The 23,903-nt window shown below is 69.8% G+C and carries 24 protein-coding genes and 3 pseudogenes; 11 read left to right on the top strand and 16 right to left on the bottom strand.

The annotated features are described in order from the left end of the window. Positions 1-54: 54 nt before the first annotated feature. Positions 55-840: an enoyl-ACP reductase FabI gene (fabI, locus tag AOZ49_RS16565; protein WP_006392868.1), complete on the top strand. Its 786-nt coding sequence runs from the start codon at positions 55-57 to the stop codon at positions 838-840. A gap of 76 nt (positions 841-916) precedes the next feature. Here the strand turns inward: fabI and AOZ49_RS16560 are convergent, their stop codons facing one another. Further along, entirely contained in the window at positions 917-1,315 is a 399-nt protein-coding gene (locus AOZ49_RS16560; RefSeq protein ID WP_006392867.1) for an OsmC family protein, read from the bottom strand. Between the two features lie 180 nt (positions 1,316-1,495). Between AOZ49_RS16560 and AOZ49_RS16555 the strand changes: the two genes are divergently transcribed. Then, positions 1,496-2,173 carry a tellurite resistance TerB family protein gene (locus AOZ49_RS16555; RefSeq protein WP_054476582.1) on the top strand — a complete coding sequence of 226 codons (678 nt, stop codon included), beginning with the start codon at positions 1,496-1,498 and terminating at the stop codon, positions 2,171-2,173. Between the two features lie 90 nt (positions 2,174-2,263). On the opposite strand, the gene AOZ49_RS16550 is transcribed toward AOZ49_RS16555, so the two are convergent. From AOZ49_RS16550 to AOZ49_RS16540, 3 genes are all read right to left on the bottom strand, one after another. Next, complete coding sequence (locus AOZ49_RS16550) at positions 2,264-3,250, bottom strand: tripartite tricarboxylate transporter substrate binding protein (protein ID WP_054476581.1); 987 nt, start codon at positions 3,248-3,250, stop codon at positions 2,264-2,266. Between the two features lie 28 nt (positions 3,251-3,278). Continuing rightward, positions 3,279-4,157: a carboxylating nicotinate-nucleotide diphosphorylase gene (gene nadC, locus AOZ49_RS16545; protein WP_054476579.1), complete on the bottom strand. Its 879-nt coding sequence runs from the start codon at positions 4,155-4,157 to the stop codon at positions 3,279-3,281. Between the two features lie 85 nt (positions 4,158-4,242). Continuing rightward, complete coding sequence (locus AOZ49_RS16540; protein WP_054432737.1) at positions 4,243-5,178, bottom strand: NUDIX hydrolase; 936 nt, start codon at positions 5,176-5,178, stop codon at positions 4,243-4,245. Between the two features lie 199 nt (positions 5,179-5,377). On the opposite strand from AOZ49_RS16540, the gene AOZ49_RS16535 reads away from it, so the two are divergent. Continuing rightward, positions 5,378-5,614 carry a hypothetical protein gene (locus AOZ49_RS16535; RefSeq protein WP_054476577.1) on the top strand — a complete coding sequence of 79 codons (237 nt, stop codon included), beginning with the start codon at positions 5,378-5,380 and terminating at the stop codon, positions 5,612-5,614. A gap of 31 nt (positions 5,615-5,645) precedes the next feature. On the opposite strand, the gene AOZ49_RS16530 is transcribed toward AOZ49_RS16535, so the two are convergent. Beyond that, positions 5,646-5,981, bottom strand: a complete 336-nt coding sequence (locus AOZ49_RS16530) for an STAS domain-containing protein (protein ID WP_054476575.1) — start codon at positions 5,979-5,981, stop codon at positions 5,646-5,648. A 197-nt stretch (positions 5,982-6,178) separates the two neighbouring features. On the opposite strand from AOZ49_RS16530, the gene AOZ49_RS16525 reads away from it, so the two are divergent. Both AOZ49_RS16525 and alr read left to right on the top strand, forming a co-directional pair. Then, positions 6,179-6,610 carry an ATP-binding protein gene (locus AOZ49_RS16525; protein WP_054432740.1) on the top strand — a complete coding sequence of 144 codons (432 nt, stop codon included), beginning with the start codon at positions 6,179-6,181 and terminating at the stop codon, positions 6,608-6,610. Positions 6,611-6,742: 132 nt separating this feature from the next. Next, positions 6,743-7,909 carry an alanine racemase gene (gene alr, locus AOZ49_RS16520; RefSeq protein ID WP_054476662.1) on the top strand — a complete coding sequence of 389 codons (1,167 nt, stop codon included), beginning with the start codon at positions 6,743-6,745 and terminating at the stop codon, positions 7,907-7,909. A gap of 60 nt (positions 7,910-7,969) precedes the next feature. On the opposite strand, the gene AOZ49_RS16515 is transcribed toward alr, so the two are convergent. Then, on the bottom strand, positions 7,970-10,438 hold the full coding sequence (locus AOZ49_RS16515) for an MFS transporter (protein ID WP_054476572.1): 2,469 nt from the start codon (positions 10,436-10,438) through the stop codon (positions 7,970-7,972). Positions 10,439-10,493: 55 nt separating this feature from the next. On the opposite strand from AOZ49_RS16515, the pseudogene AOZ49_RS33990 reads away from it, so the two are divergent. From AOZ49_RS33990 to AOZ49_RS33575, 6 genes and pseudogenes are all read left to right on the top strand, one after another. Then, a pseudogene (locus AOZ49_RS33990) lies at positions 10,494-11,264 on the top strand (cache domain-containing protein); the annotation flags it as partial. A gap of 232 nt (positions 11,265-11,496) precedes the next feature. Beyond that, entirely contained in the window at positions 11,497-12,552 is a 1,056-nt protein-coding gene (locus AOZ49_RS33585) for a PP2C family protein-serine/threonine phosphatase (protein ID WP_231690364.1), read from the top strand. Beyond that, positions 12,549-13,736 carry an ABC transporter substrate-binding protein gene (locus tag AOZ49_RS16505; protein ID WP_054476570.1) on the top strand — a complete coding sequence of 396 codons (1,188 nt, stop codon included), beginning with the start codon at positions 12,549-12,551 and terminating at the stop codon, positions 13,734-13,736. The genes AOZ49_RS33585 and AOZ49_RS16505 overlap by 4 nt, the downstream gene beginning before the upstream one ends. 158 nt (positions 13,737-13,894) lie before the next feature. Further along, complete coding sequence (locus tag AOZ49_RS16500; RefSeq protein ID WP_054432744.1) at positions 13,895-14,467, top strand: BspR family type III secretion system anti-sigma factor; 573 nt, start codon at positions 13,895-13,897, stop codon at positions 14,465-14,467. A 195-nt stretch (positions 14,468-14,662) separates the two neighbouring features. Then, a pseudogene (locus tag AOZ49_RS33580) lies at positions 14,663-14,908 on the top strand (RNA polymerase sigma factor); the annotation flags it as partial. Between the two features lie 169 nt (positions 14,909-15,077). Then, the gene (locus tag AOZ49_RS33575) at positions 15,078-15,272 is read left to right on the top strand and encodes an RNA polymerase sigma factor (RefSeq protein ID WP_231690363.1); all 195 of its coding nucleotides are present in this window, start codon (positions 15,078-15,080) and stop codon (positions 15,270-15,272) included. A gap of 11 nt (positions 15,273-15,283) precedes the next feature. Here AOZ49_RS33575 and sctC read toward each other — a convergent pair whose 3' ends face one another. The 10 genes and pseudogenes from sctC to sctN all read right to left on the bottom strand — a co-directional run bounded on the left by sctC (position 15,284) and on the right by sctN (position 23,903). Continuing rightward, the gene (sctC, locus tag AOZ49_RS16490) at positions 15,284-17,170 is read right to left on the bottom strand and encodes a type III secretion system outer membrane ring subunit SctC (protein WP_054432746.1); all 1,887 of its coding nucleotides are present in this window, start codon (positions 17,168-17,170) and stop codon (positions 15,284-15,286) included. 47 nt (positions 17,171-17,217) lie between these two features. Further along, entirely contained in the window at positions 17,218-17,616 is a 399-nt protein-coding gene (locus AOZ49_RS33985; RefSeq protein WP_054432747.1) for a CesT family type III secretion system chaperone, read from the bottom strand. After that, a pseudogene (gene sctU / locus AOZ49_RS16480) lies at positions 17,613-18,669 on the bottom strand (type III secretion system export apparatus subunit SctU). Before sctU ends, AOZ49_RS33985 begins: the two are co-directional and overlap by 4 nt. Next, on the bottom strand, positions 18,666-19,466 hold the full coding sequence (gene sctT, locus AOZ49_RS16475) for a type III secretion system export apparatus subunit SctT (protein ID WP_054432749.1): 801 nt from the start codon (positions 19,464-19,466) through the stop codon (positions 18,666-18,668). The pseudogene sctU and the gene sctT overlap by 4 nt, the downstream one beginning before the upstream one ends. Positions 19,467-19,480: 14 nt before the next feature. Then, a complete protein-coding gene (gene sctS, locus AOZ49_RS16470) occupies positions 19,481-19,747 on the bottom strand; it encodes a type III secretion system export apparatus subunit SctS (RefSeq protein ID WP_006392849.1) in 267 nt (88 codons plus the stop codon). A 7-nt stretch (positions 19,748-19,754) separates the two neighbouring features. After that, positions 19,755-20,423: a type III secretion system export apparatus subunit SctR gene (sctR, locus tag AOZ49_RS16465; protein WP_054432750.1), complete on the bottom strand. Its 669-nt coding sequence runs from the start codon at positions 20,421-20,423 to the stop codon at positions 19,755-19,757. Further along, positions 20,420-21,499: a type III secretion system cytoplasmic ring protein SctQ gene (sctQ, locus tag AOZ49_RS16460; protein WP_054476568.1), complete on the bottom strand. Its 1,080-nt coding sequence runs from the start codon at positions 21,497-21,499 to the stop codon at positions 20,420-20,422. Before sctQ ends, sctR begins: the two co-directional genes overlap by 4 nt. Before the next feature lie 12 nt (positions 21,500-21,511). After that, on the bottom strand, positions 21,512-22,072 hold the full coding sequence (locus AOZ49_RS16455; RefSeq protein ID WP_054476566.1) for a hypothetical protein: 561 nt from the start codon (positions 22,070-22,072) through the stop codon (positions 21,512-21,514). Continuing rightward, positions 22,069-22,575, bottom strand: coding sequence for a type III secretion protein (locus tag AOZ49_RS16450; protein ID WP_054476564.1), 507 nt, complete (start codon positions 22,573-22,575; stop codon positions 22,069-22,071). The genes AOZ49_RS16455 and AOZ49_RS16450 overlap by 4 nt, the downstream gene beginning before the upstream one ends. Further along, entirely contained in the window at positions 22,572-23,903 is a 1,332-nt protein-coding gene (gene sctN, locus AOZ49_RS16445; RefSeq protein ID WP_054432754.1) for a type III secretion system ATPase SctN, read from the bottom strand. Before sctN ends, AOZ49_RS16450 begins: the two co-directional genes overlap by 4 nt.

The following is a 23,903-nucleotide window of genomic DNA, read 5'->3' as shown; positions in this document are numbered from 1 at the left end:
CAAACTCCTTAAAATAGGCGGTCTCCAGCAGGAAAAAAATCAAAGGAACCACACATGGGCTTTCTCGCCGGCAAACGCATCCTGGTCACCGGGGTGCTTTCCAACCGCTCCATCGCCTACGGCATCGCGCGCGCCTGCCACCAGCAGGGCGCCGAACTGGCCTTCACCTACGTCGGTGACCGCTTCAAGGACCGCGTGGCCGAATTCGCCGCCGAGTTCGGCAGCGACATCGTGCTGCCCTGCGACGTCGCCGAAGACAGCCAGATCGAAGCCACCTTCACCGACCTGGCCAAGCGCTGGGACGGCCTGGACGGCCTGGTGCACTCGATCGGCTTCGCGCCGCGCGAAGCCATCGCCGGCAACTTCCTGGACGGCCTGTCGCGCGAAGGCTTCCGCATCGCCCACGACATCTCGGCCTACAGCTTCGCCGCCATGGCCAAGGCCGCGCTGCCGCTGATGGAAGGCCGCAACGGCTCGGTGCTGACGCTGACCTACCTGGGCGCCGAACGCGTGGTGCCCAACTACAACACCATGGGCCTGGCCAAGGCCTCGCTCGAGGCCAGCGTGCGCTACCTGGCCACGGCGCTGGGCCCGCGCGGCATCCGCGCCAACGGCATCTCGGCCGGCCCGATCAAGACGCTGGCCGCCAGCGGCATCAAGGACTTCTCGGCCATCCTGAAGTTCGTCGAAGCCCAGGCGCCGCTGCGCCGCAACGTCACCATCGATGACGTCGGCAACGTCGCCGCGTTCATGCTGTCGGACCTGGCCGCCGGCGTCACCGGCGAAATCACCCACGTGGACGCCGGTTTCTCGACCATCGTCCCGGGCATGGAAGAGTAATTCGACTGACAGGCCGGGCGCCCTGCCCGGCCGCCTTCCCGCGCCGGGCGGTTCACCCGCCCGGCGGGCCGCCCTCTCAGGCCGGCCGCACGATCAGCGTGGACACCTGCACGTCCACCGCCGTCATCAGCTTGTGGATCGGGCATTTCTCGGCCACGGCCAGCAATTCGTCGATCTGCGCGTCCGACAGTTCGCCATGCAGCGTCAGCTTGGCGGTCAGGCGATAGATGCCCTTGCGTTCCTCGCCGGCATCGCGCACCACGTCCACCCCCACCGATTCCAGCGGCAGCCCCTTGCGCTGCGCGTAGACCATCAGCGTCATGGCCTTGCAGCCGCCCAGCGCCGTATCGAAGTAGTCGTGCGGATCCGGGCCGGCACCTTGCGGCTGCGGCATGTCCAGCGGCAGGTCGTGGCCTTCGGCCGTGGCGGTGAATTGCAGGGTCTTGGGCGCGTTCTGGCGCACGTGGATAGTCATGGGCGGAATTCCTCGCGTTGCGGGCGGCGCGCATGGCCGCCCCACCCCCGGTTGTAGCATCCGGCGCCCGCGCCCCGGCTTGGCGCAACATCCATTTCTGACTGTAAGCTGAACTTCCGGACGGGACGGCGGTCGGATAGTCCTGTCCGCAAGATCGATTGCATTCACCAGGAAACCCGCATGAGCGCCAGACAACTTCTCGACCAACTGCTGCAATCCGGCCAGGGCCTGCTGGCCGACGCCGGCTCCAAGGTGCAGAGCGCCACCGGCGGCAAGGGCGGCTCGTTCCTGACCGGCCTGGGCGGCGGCGCTCTCGGCGCGGGCGCGCTCGGCCTGCTGCTGGGCAGCAAGAAGGCCCGCAAGATCGGCGGCAAGGTCGCCATGTACGGCGGCATGGCGGCGCTCGGCGCCCTGGCCTACCGCGCCTATGGCGACTGGCAGCGCAACCAGGCCGGCGCGCCGGCCGCCCCGCCGCAGACGCTGGACCGGCTGCCGGCCCCCGAGGCCGAACAGCACAGCACCGCGGTGCTCACGGCCATGATCGGCGCGGCCAAGGCCGACGGCCATATCGGCCCGGAGGAACGCACCCTGCTGGAAACCGAGCTGGCCAAGCTGTCCAGCGACGCGCAGGACCGCCGCTGGCTGGAAACCGAGCTGTCGCGCCCGCTCGATCCCGCCCAGATCGCGCAATCGGCCAGGACGCCGGAGATGGCGGCCGAGATGTACCTGGCCAGCCTGCTGGTGGTGGACGAGGAAAGCTACATGGAGCGCGCCTACCTGGACGAGCTGGCGCGCCAGCTCAAGCTGCAGCCGGGATTGAAGGAACAGCTGGAGCAACACGCCCGCGCGGCGGCCTGAGCTCAGCGCGCCGTCTTCCCGGTCGCGCCGGGACGCTGGCGCCCCCGGCCATCAAGGCACGGGGACGGCCGGGCCGCCCCGCCCTGCGCGTCAATCGGCGCGCAGCCCGATCGCGTCGGTCAGCGCCGTATAGCGATCGATATCCGCATTGATCATGTCCTGGAACGCGCGCGGCGAGCTGGTGGTCGGCGTGAAGCCCTGCTCGCGCAGCGCGGCCTGCACGTCCGGCCGCAGCATGATGCGGGCCAGCGTCGTATTCAACTTCGCCACCACCGCCGGCGGCGTGGCCGCCGGCGCCAGCAGGCCGTGCCATTGATCGAGCGCGTAGCCCGCCACGCCCTGCTCGGCCACCGTGGGCACTTCGGGCAGGAGCGGCGAACGCTGCGGCGAGGTCACGGCCAAGGCCCGCAGGCGGCCCGCCGCGATCAGCGGCGCGGCGCTGGACGCGGTGACGATCCCCATGCCGACTTGACCCGACACCACGTCGGTCAGCGCCGGTCCGCAACCCTTGTAGGGCACGTGCTGCAGCGGCGCGCCGGTGGCGCGTGTCAGCATTTCGCCGGCCAGGTGCTGCGGCGTGCCGTTGCCGCACGAGGCGAACGGCAGCGGCCGCTCCGGCCGCGCGGTGTTGCGCGCGTCGTCCAGCGTGCGCAGCGGCGAGGCCGCCGGCACCACGAACACGGACGGCACGAAGGCCACGTTGATCACCGCCGCGAAGTCGCGCTTGGGCGCGAAGCCCAGGTTGCGGTAGACGCCGGGGTTGATCGCGAACGAGCTGTTGACCATCAGGAGCGTGTAGCCGTCGGGCGCCGATTCGGCCACGGCGCGGGCGCCGATGTTGCCGCTGGCGCCGGGCCGGTTCTCGACCACCACCGGCTGGCCGAATTGTTCCTGCAGGCTGGCGCCCAGGCGCCGCGCCAGCAGGTCGGTGCCGCCGCCCGGCGGGAAGGTCACCACGATGGTGATGGGATGCGTGGGATAGGTCGCGTCCCCGGGCGTGTCGCCCGAGGGCGGATTACCGCAGGCGCCCAGCGCCAGGATGAGCAACAGCAGGGAGGATCGAAGCGCGCGTTTCATGATGCTTGCCTGTCGTGTCGCGCCGGCCTCAGGCGTCCAGCCCGATGTCCAGCACTTTGGCGCTGTGGGTCAGCCAGCCCACGGCGATCTGGTCGACGCCGGTGGCCGCCACCGCCGCCGCGGTCTCGGGCGTGATGCGGCCGGAGGCCTCGGTGATGGCGCGGCCGCGCGCCATGGCGACGGCCTGGCGCAATTGGTCCAGGCTCATGTTGTCCAGCAGCACCACGTCCACGCCCAGCGCCAGGGCCGTTTCCAGCTGTTCCAGCGTGTCCACTTCCAGCTCGATCTTGACCATGTGGCCGATGCCGGCGCGGGCGCGCGCCACCGCGGCCTCGATGCCGCCGGCCAGCGCGATGTGGTTGTCCTTGATGAGCACGGCGTCGTCGAGTCCGTAGCGGTGGTTGCTGCCGCCGCCCACGCGCACCGCGTATTTCTGCACGGCGCGCAAGCCCGGCATGGTCTTGCGGGTGCAGGTGACGCGGGCGCCGTGGCCGGCGATGGCGCGCGCGATCGACGCCGTCGCCGTGGCCACGCCGCTCAGGTGACACAGGAAGTTCAGCGCCACGCGCTCGGCGGTCAGCGTGGCGCGGGCGTTGCCGCGGATCCGCGCGATCTCCGTGCCCGGCGCCAGATCGGCGCCGTCGCGGTGGGCGACCTCGAATTCGATGGCGGGATCGAGCGCGCGGAACGCCAGCCGCGCCAGGTCCAGCCCTGCCAGCACGCCTTCCTGGCGCGCCACCAGGCGCGTCTGGGCCACGGCGTCGGCCGGCACGATGGCGTCGGTGGTCAGGTCTCCGGCCCGCCCCAGGTCTTCAAGCAACGCCGCGCGCACCAGCGGCTCCAGCATGACATCCGGCAGGGAGGGAATGGCCAAACGGGCGGCGGGCGCTTCAGCAATAATGCTCATTTTGAGTATTTTGTGGTTAAAAAAAGGCGCGCAACAAATGCGCATGCCACTTATGCTAAAGATGAGTATATGACCTTGTCAAGCGTCACAGGGCGCGCGACAGCGGCAGCTTGCTGCCGGCGATGGCGCGTTCGAGCAGCACGTCGCGGCGGAAGCGGAACAATTTGGCGGGGCGTCCCGCCGTGCCGGTGGCCATCTCGCCGGTCTCTTCCACCAGCGCCTGCTGCTCGATCAGGCGGCGGAAATTCTGCTTGTGCAGGCCGCGTCCGGCCAGGGCCTCGACCGCCAGCTGCAACTGCAGCAGCGTGAACTGCGCCGGCATCAGTTCGAACACCACCGGCCGGTACTTGATCTTGGCGCGCAGCCGCGCGATGCCGGTGGCCAGGATGCGGCGATGGTCGTGGCGCATGGGCTCGCCCGGCAGCGGCGCGGCGGCCGCGTCGGGATGGCGGCGCGCCGCTTCCGGCACCAGGCCGGCCTCGAACAGCAACTCGTAGCGCTGCAGCACCATGTCCTCGTTCCAGGCGGCGCCGTCCAGGCCGAAGGTGATGGCGGCGCGCTGGCGGCGGCGCTGGCGCGCGGCGCCGTCGTCGGTGTCGTCGCACCAGGCCTGCAGGCGCGGCACGATCACCTCGTCCACCAGCGCCGGCGTGCCCGCGCGGCGGTCTTCCCAGGGGAAATAGCGATACCAGTCCTGCCAGCCGACCTGCGCCACGCCGGTCTCGCCGGCCTCGCGCGTCAGGCCCAGGTAGCTGACCGACATGACACGCGCGCCCGACTCGTCGGAGCGGTCGCCATCGGCGAAGGTGTAGAGCTGCTCGACGTAACCGAGCGGATGATGCGTCTGGGTCTCGACCCAGGCCCGCAGGCCCGCCTGCAGCGAGCGGTGCGACAGCTCGAACGGCCCCGCCGGCAGGGCCCGCGCGTCGTCGGTGGTCAGCACGCGCGGCTCGCCGTGAGTGACGGCGACCAGGACGGCGACGAGTTCGGCGTGGACGGAGCGTTCGACGGATTCGGTCAAGGTGATGGCTGAAAATGAAGGAAACCGGGCGCGGTGACGCGACGCCGCGAGGCGCTCGGCATTATAAGGTCGGGGCCCTGCAACAGCCCCTTGCAAACGTGACAGCACAACCCGCCGCACGGGCCCCGCGCGGTCCTAAGATGAGGATGGATCCCCGGCGCGCCGCCATCCTGGGACGCCCGCAACCGGAGCCGTCATCATGCTGAAAACCGTCATCGATTCCTCCGCCGCCAGCAGCAAACCGGACACGGCCGCGGAGCCCAAGCCGTCCGTCGATCCCCGCAAGGGCGCCGGCATCCTGCCGATGCCGGACCAGAGCGCCATCGTCGCCGGCATGCCGCGCCGCGGCCGCGCCATCGAGGCGCCCGGGGACCCCGGCATCATCACGCCCGAGGACGACGTGCTGGACACGTCATACGAAAACCGCAAGAACTGAACCGCGCGCGCCGCGGCGGAACGCGCGGCAATCAGGCGACCTTGGCCACCGCGTCCTGGCGCGTGTCGACCACCGCCAGGATGGCCAGGAAGCCGCTGATGTCGAACACCTCGCGCACGTGCGGCTGCATCGCGCACAGCGCCAGGGCGCCCGAGCCCTGCTTCAGGCGCTTGGCCAGCACCAGCACCACGCGCAGGCCGGCGCTGGAGATGTAGTTCAGGTTCGACATGTCGAGCACGAAACGGCGTTCGCCTTTTTCGACGTGCGACAGCAGGTCGGCTTCGATGCCGGCGGCGTTGCCGCTGTTGATCTGGCCTTCGGGGGAGACAACCAGCACTTCCCCGACCTTCTCGATTGCGAGACTCATAGTGGTTCCCGGTAATGGACCGGCGCCCCGGATCCCGGCGCTTGCGGGCGGCGGCGCGATGCCGAGATGATACGCGAGGCGCCCGCGCGGCCAAACGCAAACGTCAAACGACAGGCGCCAGAGCCGGCCCGTTACGCCAGCGGGCCGCAATCGGGCATACTTCCACCTGCACGTGTACCACTGAACGCAAGGCGACCATGCCCCCTCAGCCCGATACGCTTGACCTCGTTCCCGACGCCCGCGCCGTCGCCTCCGCCATCGAATGGCTCGAGGCCATCGCCGAGCGCGACGCCTGGTCTCCCAAGCTGAGTTTCGGTCTGTCCTTGAGTCTGGACGAAGCGCTGACGAACATCGTTTCGTATGCCTTCGACGATCCCTTGCTCGCCCCCGATCCCGCCCGCGTCAGCCTGGCCTGCCGCCAGGACGACGAATGGATCTCGCTGGAGATAATCGACAATGGCCGTCCGTACGATCCCACCAAGACCCCGCCGCCGCCATTGGCCGCGACGCTCGATGACGCCGAAATCGGCGGCCACGGCGTGCGGCTGATGCAGCACTATCTGCACGACCTGCGCTACACCCGCAACGGCAACGAGAACCGCCTGACGCTCGTGATGCGCGCCGCGTGACCCTCACTGGCGCGTTCGATCAAGACGCGCTATCGACAACTAGCAGTGCATAGACAGAAAGTACCGAACAAAACCCGGTCATCTGTCACTCATGCATAGCGCGCGCGCCGGTTGCGCGCGGACCTCGCCCAGATGCCGCCCGTGAACGCTCCCTATCGTCCAGAAGGATTGCTTGCCCGCCCCTTGTACGCTCGCGTCGACGCGAGCGCCGTGGCCCACAATCTGGCGCGGTTGCGCGCCACGCTGCCGGGCGCCGCTGCGTCGGGCGCCGCTGCGCCGCGGCTGTGGGCCACCGTCAAGGCCGATGCCTACGGCCACGGCCTGGCGCGCGTGCTGCCCGCGCTGCGCGCCGCCGACGGGCTGGCGGTGCTGCACCTGGACGAGGCGCGCGCCTGCCGCCGGCTGGGCTGGGACGGCCCGGTGCTGGTCTACGGCGGCCTCTATTCGCAGGCCGACACGCTGCTGCTCGACACGCCGGACCTGCACCTGGTCATCACGCACGCCGCGCAACTGGACTGGCTGGCGCAATCACCCGCGGCCGCGCGGCCATCCATCTGGCTGCGCTTTGCCGGCGACATCCATCACACCGGCTTCAACGCCGACGACTACCGCGCCGCGTTCGCGCATGCCCGCAGCCTGGCCGCGCAAGGCCTGATCGGTGAAATCGGTCACCTGAACCACTACGCCCGCGCCGACGAAACCGACGGCGTGGACAGTGCCGACGCGCGCTTTCGCGAGGTCATCCGCGACTTGCCGGGGCCGGTCTCCACCAGCAATTCCGCCGCCATGCTGGGCCATGCGGCGCGCGCCGCGGCCACGCAATGGGTGCGGCCGGGCCTGGCGCTGTACGGCGCCAGCCCGTTCGCGCACTGCAGCGCGGCGCAACTGGACCTGCGGCCGGCGATGTCGCTGCACTCGCAGGTGGTGGGCATCCAGCGCGTGCCGGCTGGCGCCGGCGTCGGCTACAGCGGCGCGTTCCTCGCGCCCACGGCGATGAACGTAGGCATCGTCACCTGCGGTTATGCCGACGGCTACCCGCGCCACGCGCCGACCGGCACGCCGGTCGTGGTGGCCGGCATCCGCACGCGGCTGCTGGGCCGCGTCTCCATGGACATGATGGCGGTGGACCTGGGCCCCGTGCCGCACGCGGCGATCGGCTCCCCCGTGACGCTGTGGGGCGCGGAAGGCCTGCCGGTGGAGGAAGTCGCGATGGCGGCGGGCACCATCGCCGCCCAGTTGTTGACGGGCCTGAGCGCGCGCGTGCCGGTGGCGCTGGCCGGCGCCGGCGCGGCGCGCTGAATGGCGCGGCCCGCGCGATGCGATGACGACCTGACGCGAACCGCGGCCCCGCCGCCGCGCTCAGGCGGCCTCTTCGCGCGGCCGGGCCGGCGCGAACAACAGGAACAGCAAGGTCGCGACCAGGTAGATCACGCCTGTCGCGGCCAGTCCCGCGCCCATGCCGGCGGCGCCGAACATGGCGCCGACCACCAGCGGGCCGGCCATCTGGCCGAGCTTGTCGGCGGCGCGCATGACGCTGGTGGCGCCCGCGGCGCCATAGCGCTGCACGTCCGGCAGCGCCAGCATGTAGGGCGATTGCGACGCGCCGGCGAAGCAGCTGGCCAAGGCCAGCAGCAGCACCGCCGCCGCCGCGGCCAGCAGGCCGCTGTTGAAATACAGCCCGAGCATGCCGAGGCTGCCGACCAGGCCGCCCAGCACGATCCAGCTCTTCTTGATGCGGCTGCGGTCCACCACCCGGCCCATCAGCGGCCCGACGTAGATGACGCACAGGCCGTAGATCATCAGCACCCGGCCGATGCTGGACGCGGCCACGCCCTCGGCCTCCAGGTACAGCGGCAGCGCGAACGACAGCAGGCCGACCTGCGCGATCGAGAACGGAATCACGCTGCCCACCAGCAGCAGGCCGAAGTCGCGGGTGAACAGCAGCTTCAAGGTCTCGGACAGATGCGCGCGGGCGCGCCCCGCCGCCTGCGCGGCCAGCTGGCGGCCGCGATCCATGTAGGGGCGCATCAGGATCAGCACGCCGGCCAGCGGCATCACCAGCATCACGGCGCCGACCGCGAACACCGCGCGGAAACCGACCTGCTCCATCAGCATCGCGCCCACCGCGGCGCCCGACAGGTGGCCGGCGAACAGGCCCGCGATCACGCCCGTCATGTTGCGGCCGCGATATTGCGCCGGACTGCGCGTGACGATGAAGCCCTGCAGACCCATCCAGGTCAGCCCGTAGCCCAGGCCCACCAGGCCGCGCGCGGCGCTGAACATCAACAGGTTGGCGGCGGCCGCGCACGCCAGCATGCCGGCCGCGGACACCCCCAGGCCGGCCAGCACCGGCACCTGCCAGCCCTTGCGGTCGGTCAGGCGGCCGGCCAGCAGCGAGGTCAGCAGGCCGCAGCCCATTTCCACCGAGATCGGCAGCGCCAGCAGCAGATTGGCCGGCAGGTCGAGCCCGCCCGCGGACAGGCTGCGCGCATACAGCGGCAGAAAGCCCAGCGGCAAGGCCCACGCGAACAGGAAGCCGAACATCACCGGACGCGCGATGCGGCCCACCTCGGACGCGTCGTCCGGGCCGACGCGGGTGCCATCGGGCAGCGTGGCGCGCGCGGCGAAGGCGCGGTTCATCAGCAGCGCCAGCAGCAACAGCATCTCGATCGCGGCCACCAGCGCCACCGCCACCACGGTGACGGCATCGAGCGCGCGGCCGCGCACGCCGGCCGCGATGACGTCGCTCGACAAGCGCAGCACCAGGTCGCCGTGCGCCTTGGGATCGGCCAGCGCCGCGCCCAGCGGCAGCACCAGGGTCAGGTCGTCGGCCTGCGGCCGGGTCGCGGGCAGCGCAGACACGTCGAGCGCGCCGCGCGCATCGGCGCCATACAGCACGCGGCCGTCGCGATCGGCCAGTTCGATCTGCGCGACCGCCGGAAAGGTGCCGGCCAGGCGCGTGAACGGCGCTTCCACGCCGCGCAGCCGGTCCACCTCGAGGCCGTAGCCGAGCACCCGGTTCAGGTCGCGCTGCAGGCCCTCGGCGAGCAACCCGACGTTGTTGCGCGTGACTTCCAGCCAACCGCTGCGAAAGGTGGAGATGGTGTAGGCGGCGTACACGCCCTGCGCCAGCACCAGCGCCAGCAACGGCACCACGAAGCGGGCGCGGCCGCCCGCGGCCAGCGAGGTCAGCGGCACGATGTATTTGAAGACCGCGGCCAGGCCCAGCCCCACCAGCACCGTGACGACCAGCAGCACCTGCAGGTTGTCGATGATGAGCCGGCGGCTGGCCTCGCCGTCCTTGGCCGCCGACAGCACCACGGCGCCGACGCTCTTGCCGCCGGCGCCGGCCAGCGGCACGGCCACCGTCACGCGGTCGTCGTCCACCGCGACCAGCGCGCCCGAGCCGCGGCGCGCCAGGCCCGCGGCCAGCGGCCCGCCGGCGTCGAGCGTGCGCGCCAGCTGCGTGGCGTCTTCGGGCAGCTCGCCCTCGGCGGCCACGGCCTGGCCGTCGGCCAGCAGCACCGCCGCGCCCTGCACGCCGCGCGAGCGCGCGACGCCATCATGCAAGGTGTCGCGCAGGCCGAAATACTGTTCCAGCGGCTTGCCCAGGCGCAGGCCGTTCTCGATATTGCCGGCGACGCGGCGCGCCACCACTTCGACGCGGTCGGCGGTGGTGTCCACCACCAGCCGGTTCAACGCCGACAGGCTGAGCGCGCCGATCAGCGCCTGCGCCAGCAGCAGCACGGCCAGACAGGCCAGAGTGACTTCCAGTACCGGGCGACGACGCAACCCATCGAGCACTACTTGTATTGGTTCGCTACGCATGGGGCCACGCCGTCGCAAAGTATTTACACACGGGCACTAATGGTATTTACAATTAATGCAAATTGCATCCTATTTCACGCCTTCACCTCATCCGCCGCCTATCGCCCCCATGTCGTTGCGCTCGCTCCGTAGCAAGATTTTTCTACTGGTCGTAGCGCTGCTCCTGGCGGTCGCGGCATTCGTGATGCTGACCTCGCAGCGCAACGTCACCCGCACGGTGATGAACAGCGAGCGCCACGCCGTCAGCAACGTCATGGAACTGGTGCTGCGCGACGCCGAGGCCCGCTGGGGCGCGTTGCTGGCCGACAAGATCTCCACCGTGCGCAGCGGCCGGCGCCAGCTGATGCAGAGCGGCACCGTGGTGGCCGCGGCGCTCGGCACCTACGCCGACCTGGCCGAGCGCGGCATCATGACGCCCGGCGCCGCCAAGGGCATGGCGCGCGCCTGGATCAACCACCTCAAGCTCGACGGCCGCCGCTACGCCTTCGTCTACGACGCCGACTTCCAGGTGCTGGCCAGCGGCAATCCCGACATGATCGACCGCGACCTGTCGTCGCTGTCCGACTTCAAGAACCGGCCGCTGGCGCAGGCGCTGCTGGAAGAGAGCCGCACGTCCGGCTACGGCTTCGCGATCTACCGCTGGCCGCCGTCGGCGCAGCGCGGCGACGGCGAGACGCGCTACGCCTACTTCGGCTATTTCCGCCCGTGGAACTGGGTGTTCGCCATTTCCGACAGCGCCCAGGACGTGATCGAGCAGATCGAGACGCGCCGCGCGCAGCTGGAAAACTCGGTGCGCGACACGCTCTCCAAGATGACGCTGGCGCAATCGGGCTTTATCTTCATCGCGGCCGATGACGGCCGCATGATCGTGCCGCCGCCCGAGGCCCGCGCCGGCCTGCTGGACGCCAAGGACGGCGGCGGCGAAACGCTGCGCGCCCTGCTGGCGCGGCAGGACGGCGGCGGCAAGCTGCGCAGCCTGCGCTTCGACGGCGGCGACGGCCCCCTGGCAGATCGAGAGCGCGCGCTTCGCGCCGCTGGGCTGGACCGTGGTGGCGGTGGTGCCCGAGAGCGACCTGACCGCGCCGGCGCAGGAACTGCTGAACCGGCAGGCGCTGATCTTCGTGGGCATGATGCTGGTGGCGCTGGTGTGCGCCTGGCTGGTGGCGGCGCGCATCGTGCGGCCGCTGGAAACGCTGACCCACTACGCCCGCCTGCTGCCCGAACAGGACCTGACCGCGGAATCGGCCGTGCCCGCCCGCATCGCCGCCCTGCCCGACAAACACAAGGACGAAGTGGGCCGGCTGGCGGCCTCGTTCCTGTTCATGGACCGCAAGCTGCGCGAGAACGTCGCCCGCCTGATGCGCGAGACCACCGCGCGCGAACGCTTCGAGAGCGAGCTGAACATCGCCCGCGCGATCCAGCTCGGCCTGCTGCCGGTGCCGCTGTCGCCCATCACCCGCGAGCAGATCGACCTGAACGCCGTGATGCTGCCGGCCAAGGAAGTGGGCGGCGACCTCTACGATTACTTCACGCTGCCCGACGGCCGGCTATGCCTGGCGATCGGGGACGTGTCGGACAAGGGCGTGCCGGCGGCGCTGTTCATGGCGGTCACGCGCACCCTGATCCGCGCCACCGCCGAGGACGAGACCGACTCGGCGCTGATCATGCAGAAGATCAACAACCGCCTGTCCGAGAACAACCCGAACATGATGTTCGTCACGCTGCTGATCGGCGTGCTCGACATGACCACGGGCGAACTGCAGTGGGCCAACGCCGGCCACCCGCCGCCCGCGGTGGTGGGCGCCGACGGCGTGGTTCGGCTGCTGGAGGGCCGCAGCGGCCCGGCCTGCGGCGTGCAGGAAGACCTGACCTACCGCTGCCTGTCGACGATGCTGGCGCCGGGCGAAATGCTGGTCGGCTACACCGACGGCATCACCGAGGCCGTCAATCCGCAGAATGCGCAGTATGGCGATCCGCGCCTGCTGGCCGTGCTGTCCAATCCCCCCGTGCCCGCGGCCAACCTGGCCAAGCGTCTGCTGGAAGACGTGCAGGCGTTCGCCGACGGCGCGGAACAATCCGATGACATCACATTGATCGTGATCCGCCGCCCATGAAGACATCGTTGCCCACCCTATTGCTGAGCCTGACCCTGCTGGCGCCCGCCGCGAGCCTGGCCCAGGCGGCGACGCCCGCGGCCAGCCAACCCACGGCAGGCGCGGCCGCCGCGCCCCAGGTCTTTCCCACCAAGCCGGTGCCGCGTCCCGACGGCAAAAAATGGCGCATCGGCTATTTCGAGAGCGGCGACTACAGCGAATACCCACGCACGCTGCGCGTCACTGTAGACGGCCTGCAGAAGCTGGGCTGGATCACCGTGCCCGCCATTCCCGACGGCCTGAACGGCAAGCAGATGTGGGAATACCTGGCCGACAACGCCCGCAGCGACACGCTCGAATTCGTGCGCGACGCCTGGTGGCAGCCCGGCAACTTCGACGCCGCGCAGCGGCCGGCGGTGCGCGCCGCGATCAAGCAGCGGCTGGAGGAAAAGAAGGACATCGACCTGATCATCGCCATGGGCACCTGGGCCGGCCAGGACATGGCGGGCATGGGCGCGCCGGTGCCCACCATCGTCGCCTCGACCAGCGACGCCGTCGGCGCCCGCATCACCCGCTCGGCGCAGGACAGCGGCCTGGACAACCTGCACGCACGCGTCCAGCCCGAACGCTATCAGCGCCAGGTGCGCCTGTTCCACGAAATCGTGCCGTTCAAGCGGCTCGGCCTGGTCTACGAAGACAGCCCCGAGGGCCGCACCTACAGCGCGGTCGACGCGGTCGAGCAGGTGGCGCGCGAGCAGGGCTTCGAGGTGCTGACCTGCAACGCGCCGTCCAACGGCATCGCGCCCGAGGTGGCGACCCGCAACGCGCTCGAATGCTATGCCAAGCTGGCGCCGAAGATCGACGCGGCCTACGTCACGGTGCACCGCGGCGTCACGCCGGTGTCGATCGACACCGTGGCCGAGATCCTGCGGCAGGCGCGCGTGCCCAGCTTCTCGATGCTGGGCTCGGAAGAGGTCAAGCACGGATTGCTGCTGAGCCTGGCCCAGGCGGACTACTCGTACGTCGGCCTGTTCTACGCCGAGACCATGGCGCGCATCTTCAACGGCGCCAAGGCGCGCGAACTGAGCCAGGTCTGGATCGACCCAGCCAAGATCGCCTTGAACCTGCAGACTGCCCGCGTGATCGGCTTCGATCCGCCCGTGGATATCCTGCTGGCGGCCGACGAAGTCTACGAGGCCCGGTAACCCCCTGTTTCCTTGGCGCGGACCGAAACCGCGCGATGGCATAAAATCGGCTGACGTGTCATGGCGATGGAACTAAAGCGCCAACCGGGTTACTCAATCACAGGGGCTGTTGAATCTCCTATGGGCCCGATCTCGGACACGCCGGATTTATTGGCTGCATGACAATTTCATCGGTTACCCCTTCATCGCCGTTCGTCTCTCTCGAAGCCTTCGCCAAGGCGGCGGAGAGCGGGCAGGACGTCTATGTCGACGTCGCGGGCGAAAAACTGCAGGTCCTGGGCATGGGCGCCACGCCCGGCGGCCGCAGCGTGGCATGGGTGGCGCCCAATGTCGACACGACCGAAATGTTCGCCCAGGCGCTGGCCCGCAGTTTTGGCCAGGGCATCGCCAGCGCGGTGTCGCGCGAACTCGGCCTGGAGCCCAACCCCGGCAAGCCGCTGTCCGCGCGCACCGTCGCGCTGGCGCTCGACATGGCGCAGACCTCGCGCGACGCGCTGTCCGGCGTCGATTTCCTGACGCGCCTGGCGCTGTCCGCCACCAACGGCGCGCCCGCCTTCCAGCAAGCCTGTAGCGACGCCGGCGTGGCGCCCGCCAGTCTCGACGCCGCCCGCCGCGGCGCGCTGGACCAGGCCATGCAGGCCCGCTTCGACCAGGCCGCCCAGTCCGGCCAGAGCCCGGTCTCCCTGGGCACCGCCGCCGGCTGGCTGCGCGACCTGCTCAAGGCCGGCTGAGACCGTCCCGCCGCGTATTCCGACCCGCGGAATCCCGCCAGAAACGGTTTACTTGTTTTTACATTTCTGACGACGAAAACGCGATTTTTGCCTCAATATTTCGATTTTCGAAATATTGTGACACGTGTAAGCTGCGATAATTCGCGGCATGCCGGTAGTAACTTGTAGCTTCATACACGTTTCTTTTCGCCTCCCATGACCAACCCCAGCGATTGCACAGCCGCTTCCCAGGAAGCGGAGTTGCCGCCCATTCGCGCTGACGAAGGGCAGGGTTGGGACACGGGCGAGGAATACCTGCTGCGCGACCTGGTGCGAGAGCACTCCACCCGGCTGCAACGCTTCATCATCAAGCACATCGGCAACACCACCGAGGCCGAAGACCTGGCCCAACAGGCCTTTGTCGAAGCGGCCCGCTCGTACCGCAGCTTTCGCGGCGAATCGCAACTATCCTCCTGGCTCTACGGCATCGCGCTCAACCTGGTGCGCAACTACCTGTCGCGCGCGCCGGAACGGCGCCACGATTTCGTCAGCGACAGCGTGCTGGCCGAACACGCCAGCAGCGATCTGCCCCCCCGACCGCGCGCTCGAGCAGAGCCAGACCCTGGCGCTGTTGCAGGAATCGCTGGACGAGCTGCCCGAGAACATGCGCGACATCCTGCTCATGGTCGGCATCGACGAAATCTCGTACGAAGACGCCGCGGCCCTGCTGACCGTGCCGGTCGGCACCGTGCGCAGCCGCCTGTCGCGGGCGCGCGCGGCGCTGCGCGACAAGCTGGCCCAGAAGGGCCTGCGGCTCGACGACTGAGCCGCCCGCCACTACGGCGCCCTGCCCGTGCCCGGCGCCGCCACCGGCTCGACCTGAATCACCGGCCCCTGCTGCGCGTTCGACTTGCCTTCCAGCACCGGCGCGGCCGTCGGCGTGCCATCCAGCCATTCCGAGGCGCGCACCGGTCCGCTGCTGCGGCGCAATTCCACGTTCGGCCCGAACACGATGCGGGTGCGCTGGCTCTGCGCCAGGTCGAGGTATTGCCCTGGCGTCATGCGGTCGCCGCCCCAGGTGGCGTTGAGCATCGGGCCGGTGCCGGCCGCGCCGGGCGTGGCCACCACTTCGCCATTGATCGCCACCACCTTGGGCCGGATCAGGAACAGGCGCTCGCGCCGCTGCACGGTCTTGGACTTGTTGGAGAACAGCAGCCCCAGCCCCGGGATGTCGCCCAGGATCGGCACCTTGTCGACCTGCTCGGAATTCTGGCTGCTGTTGTAGCCGCCGATCAGCAGCGTCTGGTCGTTGCCGACGATGGCCAGGGTGCTGATGTTGCTCTTGCGCACCGTGGGCAGGTTGTCGATCTGGCGCTCTTCCTGGATGCGGCCGTCCTCGATATCCACCGTCAGTTCGACGCGCGCGCCGTTCTTCGATTCGATATGGCGCGGCGTCACGCGCAGCGAGGTGCCGACGGTCACCGGCGTCACCGTGGCCACGCGCTCGCCGCGGGTCTGGATGTAGAACGTGTCGGACAGGTCGATCATGGCGCCCAGGTTGTCGGCCGTCAGGATCGACGGCTGCGACAGGATGTTGGCCTGGCCCTTGGTCTGCAGCGCGCGCAGGCGCGCCGCCAGCGTGTTGCCGACGCTCACGCCGATGGTGCCGGGCGACAGCGCCGCGCCGCTTTCCAGCGGCAGGCCGCCGCTGGGGCCCAGGCCCAGGTTGCCGTAGCCGAAGGTGGTGGAGCCGGCGCGCGCGCCCCAGGTCACGCCCAGTTCGCTGACGAGATCGGAGTTGACGTCGACGATCATCGCCTCTATCTCGACCAGCGTGCTGGGCAGGTCGAGCTGTTCGATCAGGCTGCGGTAGATGGGGATGCGGTCCGGGATGTCCTGCACGATGATGGCGTTCAGGCGCGCATCGGCCTGCACCGTGGGCTCGCGCAGGCGCAGGCCCGACTTGCCCGCGACGCCGGACGCGGGCGCCTGGCCCCCGCCCTGCCCCGCGGCCGCGCCGGCCTCGCCGCCGCCTTGCGGAAAGGCCGGCGGATTGTCGCGCAGCGGCGCCGCGATGGCCGCCAGCGTTTCATTGTTGGCCCCGCCGCCGCCGCCCGTGATCAGGTTGCGCAGCACCGTGGACAGGCCGGGCGTCACCACCTTCTGGTCGCGATAGCTGATGGTGCGGTCATTGACCGAGGCGTGCTTGAGCCGGAACACCGCCACCTGCTGGCCGCCGGCGCCCATCGGCAGCGCGGCCACGGTGCGCTCCACCAGGTCGACGTAGCCCGGCGGACCCGACACCAGCGCGATGCCCTGGTCGGGCAGCTCGCCCCAGCCGAAGCGCGGATCCAGCACGCCCAGTTGCTGCAACGCCTGGCGCAGCGCGCTGATGGAGCTGCCCATGGCGCTGACCGAGCGCGTCTTCATGTCGTTGGTGCGGCTGACGAACAACGTGCCCGCATAGACGAACCAGTTGAAGCCGTACACGCCGCCCAGCCGGTCCATGAACTCGGTCGGCGTATTGGCATTGAACTTGCCGTTGACCGTGCCGGTGACATTGGGCCCGAGCTGCAATGACAGGCTGAAGCCGCCGGCGAATTCGCGCAGCAGCGTCTGCAAGTTTTCGTCGCGGGCATAGTAGCTGTAGGGCACGTTCGGCCAGTTCGGCGCGGCCTGCGCGCCGGCCGCCAGGCCCAGCGACAACGCGGTCGCCAGAATCATCCGCTTCAACACTCTCTCTCCTCGGGCGACATGCCCGTCACGCGTATTCATGCCAGCCGCCGCACGGCGCCGGCCCAAAAGGACAGCGCATTGGTGAATGCGCCCATGGCTTCGTCCAGCGCCAGTTCGCCGCTGCCGGGCTGCAGCGATTGCTGCAGCCACAGCGCGCGGCCCTGCGGATCGACCACGCAGGCGGCCGCGTGGCGCGCCAGCATGCCCGCGGCCAGCTTGCCGATTTCGGTCACCAGCCGGTCGCGGTCGACGTCGCTGGCCGGCAGCGCGCACAGGCGCGCGCTCATCGCCAGCCAGCCGTCGCGCGCCGGCTGCAGATGCACGCGGTAGGTCTGGTCGACCACCACGGTGAGGCGGCCGTCGGCGCGGGTCGACGGCGGCAGGCCGTGGCGCGCCGCGTAGGCGGATATCAGGGGATGCTGGAGTGCGTTCATGTCGGATCGTCCGGATTGCCGGCCAGCTTCCTGACCAGCCGCAGGACTTCGGCGACGGGCTCTATCAGTTCGCTGGGGATGTATTGGTCGGGCTGCGCGGACGCCATCAGCGCGCGCCAGGGGAATGTTCTGCATCACCGGCACGCCGGCCTCGCGCGCGGCCGCCATCATCTGTTCGGCCAGCGCGCCCTCGCCCTTGGCCAGCACCACCGGCAGCGGCGTCTCGTCGGGCTCGTAGTAGATCGCCACCGCCAGGTGGGTCGGGTTGGTCACCAGCACCGACGCCTTGCGCGTGCTGGAGACCGCGCCGTGCATCACCATTTCCTGGTGCAGGTGCTTGCGCTTGTGCTTGATGTGGGGGTCGCCCTCCATCTCCTTGAATTCCTGCTTGATGTCTTCCTTGCTCATCATCAGCCCCTTGCGGTACTGCATGCGTTGCCAGACGAAGTCGGCCAGGGAAATCACCACATAGGCCACCGCGATGTTCACGATCAGCGTGCGCATCATGCCGCCCACGCCCGCCTCCAGCCCGGCCAGGCCGCTGTGCGGCACCGCCATCAGCTCGGGCAGCGCATCGCGCACCACCAGCGTCACCAGCACCGACAGGAAGGCGATCTTGATGACGGATTTCAGCAGCTCGACCAGGTTCTTCTTCGAGAAGATGTTCTTCAGGTTGCTCATGACGTTGAGCTTCTTGGCCGAGGGCTTGAGCTTCTCGAACGCCAGCACCACGCCCACCTGCAGGAACTCGGCGAACATGCCCACGATCAACACGATCAGCACGAACGGCAGCACCAGGTAGACGGCTTCGCGCAGCGCCGCGTCCAGCGCCACCGGCAGCGCCTGCTCGAACGGCTGCCCCACCAGCGTCGACGGGATCAGCACCAGCCGCCCCAGCGACTCGATGATGCCGTGGGCGTTGCCCAGCATGTAGCCGAACAGCGCCAGCACCAGCAGCGTCTGGGTGAAGTCCTTGCTGTGCGCGACGTCGCCCTTCTGGCGCGCGTCGCGCAGCTTCTTGTGGGTGGGCTGTTCGGTCTTTTCGCCGCTCATGGCGCCCGCCACTGGTTGTCGAGGAAGGGCAAGGCCGAGCCGATCTGGCCGGTGGCCTCGGCGGCGTACTCGAACAGCGTGTTCATGTAGAGCACCATCACCAGCAGCGCCAGCGCGCTCTTGATCGGCATCGCCAGGAAGAACACCTGCAACTGCGGCGCGAAGCGGCTCACCAGCGCCAGCCCGACCTCGGCCAGGAACATCGAGATGATGGCGGGCGCGGCGAACAGCAGCGTCAGCCGCAGGAAGCGGCCCAGCTGGTCCAGCATCAGCGGCACGCTTTCCTGGCGCAGCGTCGGCGTCCAGTCCCACAAGTCCCACAGCCGGAAGCTGTCGTACAGCATGGTCAGCATCAGCATGAAGCCGCCGCCCACCAGGAAGAACACCATGAAGGCCTGGTTGAACAGGATGCCGAGCGGCGACGAGTCGTTGCCGGTGGCCGGATTGATGGTCGCGCCCAGGCTGGCGCCGCGCTGGTTGTCGACCACGAAGCCCACCGCCTCGAAGATCCAGAACGGGATCGCCACCAGGAACCCCATCACCAGGCCGATGAAGACTTCCTTGGCCACCAGCAGCACCAGCTCGATCGCGCCCAGGTCGGTCACGGCATAGCGCGGCGCCAGCGCCGGCACCAGCACCAGGCCGATGGCGGCGCAGATGGCGTAGCGCAGCATGCCGGGCAGCAGCTGGCGGTTGAACAGGGGCAGCATCGCGCACAGCGCCAGGATCCGCGGCTGCGTCAGCGCCAGCGTGCCCAGGAAGACTTTCGCTTCGACGTAGGTGATGCCCGAGATCATGTTGCCGGCCGCTCCTAGTGGATCTTGTAGAAGAGATCGAACACGGAGATCGTGAAGTTGTACAGCTCGGCGCTGAGCCAGCGCGCCGTCAGCAGGATCGTGGCGAACACCGCGATCAGCTTGACGGCGAACGACAGCGTCTGCTCCTGGATCTGCGTCAGCGCCTGGAACAGCGAAAACAGCGTGCCCACGATCGCGGCGACGGCGATCGGCGGCAGCGACAGCCACAGCACCAGGTAGAGCGCCTGGGTCATGTACGAGACGAGGTCGACGGTTCCCATGGCGGCCTCAGGTGTAGGACAGCACCAGGCCCTGGATCAGCCGCGTCCAGCCGTCGACCATGACGAACAGGAACAGCTTCAGGGGCATGGAGATCGTGACCGGCGACACCATCATCATGCCCATCGCCAGCAGGATGTTGGAGACGATCAGGTCGATGATGACGAACGGCAGGTACAGCAGGAAGCCGATCTGGAACGCGGCGGTCAGCTCCGACAGCAGGAACGACGGGATCAGCACCAGCAGGTCGTCTTCCTTGAGGTTGCGGGCCTGCTGCTCGCCCCACAGCCCGCGCGCGGTGCGCAGGAAGAAATCGCGCTGCTCGGGGCGGCTGTTCTTGAGCATGAAGCCGCGCATCGGCTCGGCGCCGCGCGCCACCGCGTCGAGAATGCCTTCGAGCCGGTCCGGCTGCGCCGCCCCGGGCGCCACCACCGCGGGCGGCGCGCGCAGCTCGTCGCCGATCTGCATCACCACCGGCCCCATGACGTAGGCCGACAGGATCAGCGCCAGCCCGTACAACGCCATGTTGGGCGGCACCTGCTGCACGCCCAGGGCATTGCGCACCAGCGTCAGCACCACCGCGATCTTCAGGAACGAGGTGGTCATGACGGCGGCCAGCGGCACCAGCGCCAGCAGCGCCAGCACCACCGCCAGGCTGATCGGATCCGCGCCGTTCATGCGCCCGCCTTGCCCAGCCGGTGCAGCGTCACGCCGATGCGGCCGTCGATCTCGACCAGTTCGCCGCTGCCCACCAGCGCGCCGTTGGCGCGCACCAGCACCGGGCCGTCGGCCAGCGGCCGTTCCAGATCGAAGGTTTCGCCGGGCTGCAGCTGCCGCAGCTCGCCCAGGGTGATCAGGCGTTCGCCCAGTTCGAAGGTCAGTCGGACGGGAATGGCGTCGATATCGAGCGGTGTCTGGGCGCCCGCTTCGGCATCCAGCGGCGGTTGCGGCGTCTCGGTCATGAGGGAAGTCCAGCCTTGGGTAACGAGGTATGAGGAGCCCTGGCGGCGCACGCGCAGCCCTTGGCCGTCCGCGCCCAGCCACAGTTCGCCGTCGGGCGAGACCAGGCAGTGGTCCAGGAAAAGGGTGTCGCGCGGCGCCAGGCCGCGCAGTTCGGCCGCGGCCAGGTGGGTCCAGCCCAGGCAGGCGCGGATGCGCACCGGCACCGCATCGAGGTCGATCTCGCTGGCCGCCGGCGCGGCGCGGCCGACCAGGCCGGCCAGCAGCATCAGGCCGAGGCCGTCGGTGTCCAGCGTGGCGTAGATCGCGGCGCCGTTGGCGGGATGGCGCGCGGCCACGGTCCAGCCATGCGCCAGGGCCGGGGCCGGGCCATCGCGGCCAACCACCCGCAGCGGACCGCCCGGCGACACCTCGGCCAGGCCCGCGACCACCTCGGCCAACAGCGTCTCGATGGCGGTCGACACCAGGGCCGGCGGCAGCGCGCCAGCGTCAACGTCCGGCAGGCGCGCCGCCAGCCAGGCATCGGCGGCGCTGGCCGGCAGGCCCAGCCGCAGCCGCGCGCCGGCCCATTCCAGGTCGGCCGACAGCGTGGCCGCCTGGCGCAGGGCCTCGGCCACGCCGGGCGTGAAGCCCAGGCGCCACTGCGCGGGCTCGGCGTCGACGCCGGCCAGCGGCGCGAGCGTGACCGCCAGATCGGCGCCATGGCGCGCGATCAGCGTGCGGGCGCGGGCCTCGTTGCCGGACAGGCGCGGCAGCGATAGCGGGGAGGAAGAGAGAAGCGTACTGGCAGTCATGGGTTCCAGGGATCAACGGACCGGCGCATCGGCGTCGGTTTCCGCCAGGCAGGGGTCTTCCGGGTCATCGGTGCCGACGCGCACGCGCGTCGGCCGCGCCAGGCTGTCGGCCAATTGCTCGGCCAGCGGTCGCGCCATCGCGGCGAGGCGCTCACGCGAGGTTTCATTGGCGCAGACGAAGTCGGCGATGACACGGCCGCCGTCTTCATAGACCGACACGCTGACGCCGGGCAGCACGTCGTCCTTCAATTCCACCCGCACCTGGCGCCGGCCCTGGCTGCCGTCGGCCACCAGCAGTTGTTCGGCGCTGCCTTGCAGCGCAAGCGCCAGGGCCTGCGACGTCGCGTCGGCAGGCGCGGGCGCATCGGTCCGGGCCGCGCCGAACAGCGAGAACGGCGAGGGCGCGGCCGGCGGCGCGACGGGCGGCTCGTCCCTGCCGCGCGCCATGGCCTGCTCGAAGGCCTGCCTGTCGGCGTCGCTGGCCTGGCGGCCGGACGCCTGCGCATCCGATTGGGCCAGGCCCGAGCCCTGCGCGATCGCGGTATCCAGGCCGATGCGGCGGTCGATGCTCATGCCGGCTCGAACTCCTCGTGCTGTTCCCAGTCCTCGCGGTCGCGCGACAGCGATGCGGCCTCTTCCATTTCCATGTCTTCCTTGTGCTCCAGCGCCTTCAGGTGCTCGGCCAGGTGGATGCTGGCCAGCTCCACGAACTTGCCGGTCAGGCGCACCGCCTGCTGGTGCTGGACGCGGCGCTCGGCCAGCGCCTGGTGTTCCTCGCGCAGGCGCTCGGCCGCCTGTTCCACGGCCTGCTCGTGCTGGCGTTCGCCCTCGCGCAGGCCGGCCACGCCCTGCAGCACGTCTTCGATCTCGCGCACCCGCACCACGCGGCTGCACAGGTCGTGGTACATGGCCCGCTCGCGCCGCTCGGATTCATCGCGGAAGTCCGCCAGCGCCCGCTCGGAGGCCTCGCGCGCGGCATCGGCCTCGGCGTGACGCAGCCGCTGGCGCGACACCGCGATCTCGGCCTGGCCTTCGCGAAAGCGCTTGATGGCGAGCAGTTCGTCAAAGACGCTCATGCCGTCCCCACGATGGCGCTCATCTGCGCCAGAGCATCCGGCAGCGTGGCGCGCTCGTCGGTGCGCTGGCGCAGGAACTGGTTGATCGCGGCGATCTTGTCGATGGCCTCGTCCGTGACCGCGTCGCCGCCGCGCTTGTATTCGCCGATCTTCACCAGCAGCTCGACCTCCTGGTACTTGGCCATCAGCTCGCGCAGGCGGCCGGCGGCGCGCTTGTGCTCCGGCGTGATGACCGCGTTCATGACGCGGCTGGCCGAGGCCAGCACGTCGATGGCCGGGTAGTGGTTGGCCGCGCCCAGCTTGCGCGACAGCACGATGTGGCCGTCGAGGATCGAGCGGGTCTCGTCGGCGATGGGCTCGGTCATGTCATCGCCTTCCACCAGCACCGTGTACAGCGCGGTGATGGAGCCATGCTCGTTCATGCCGGCGCGCTCCATCAGCTTGGGCAGCGTGGCGAACACCGATGGCGGATAGCCGCGGCGGGTCGGCGGTTCGCCGGCGGCCAGGCCGATCTCGCGCTGGGCGCGGGCAAAGCGCGTCACCGAGTCCATCAGGAACAGCACGCGCTTGCCCTGATCGCGGAAATACTCGGCGATGGCCGTGGCCACGTAGGCGGCCTTGGCGCGCTCCATCGACGACTTGTCGCTGGTGGCGCAGACGATCACGCTCTTGCGCCGGCCCTCGCGGCCCAGTTCGTGTTCCAGGAATTCGCGCACCTCGCGACCGCGCTCGCCGATCAGCGCCACCACGGTCACGTCCACCGCCGCACCCTTGACCAGCATGCCCATCAGGGTCGACTTGCCGCCGCCCGCTGCCGCGAAGATGCCCATGCGCTGGCCTTCGCCGCAGGTCAGCACGCTGTCCAGCGCGCGCACGCCCAGTTCCAGCGGCTGCGAGATGATGCGGCGCTTGAGCGGGTCCGGCGCCTCGGCGAACACGGGGTAGAACTTGCTGGCCTCCAGCGGCCCCAGCTCGGCCTCGTCCAGCGGCCGGCCCAGCCCGTCCAGCACCCGGCCCAGCAGCCCCGGGCCCACGGGCACCATGTGGGCCCGGCCGGTGGGGATGACCTCGGTGGCGGTGGAGATGCCGTACATGTCGCCAATCGGCGTGAGCAGCGCGGCGTCGCGCGCGAAGCCCACCACCTCGCCCTTCATCTCGAAGTTCTCGCCCGGATTGCGCAGGATGCAGACCTCGCCCACCTTCACCGACGGCACCACCGCCTTGATGATGGTGCCGATCACCTGGGTCACGCGGCCCTTGATGCGCAGCGTCGGCGTGTCCTGCAGCGCCAGCTCCATCATTTCGGAGATGTAGTCGAACTGGCGCAT

The sequence above is a fragment of the Achromobacter sp. 2789STDY5608615 genome, assembly GCF_001298995.1.
GTDB lineage: Bacteria > Pseudomonadota > Gammaproteobacteria > Burkholderiales > Burkholderiaceae_B > Achromobacter > Achromobacter insuavis.
The sequence above is the reverse complement of the archived record's forward strand: the minus strand, read 5'-3'. Positions and strand labels throughout refer to the sequence as shown.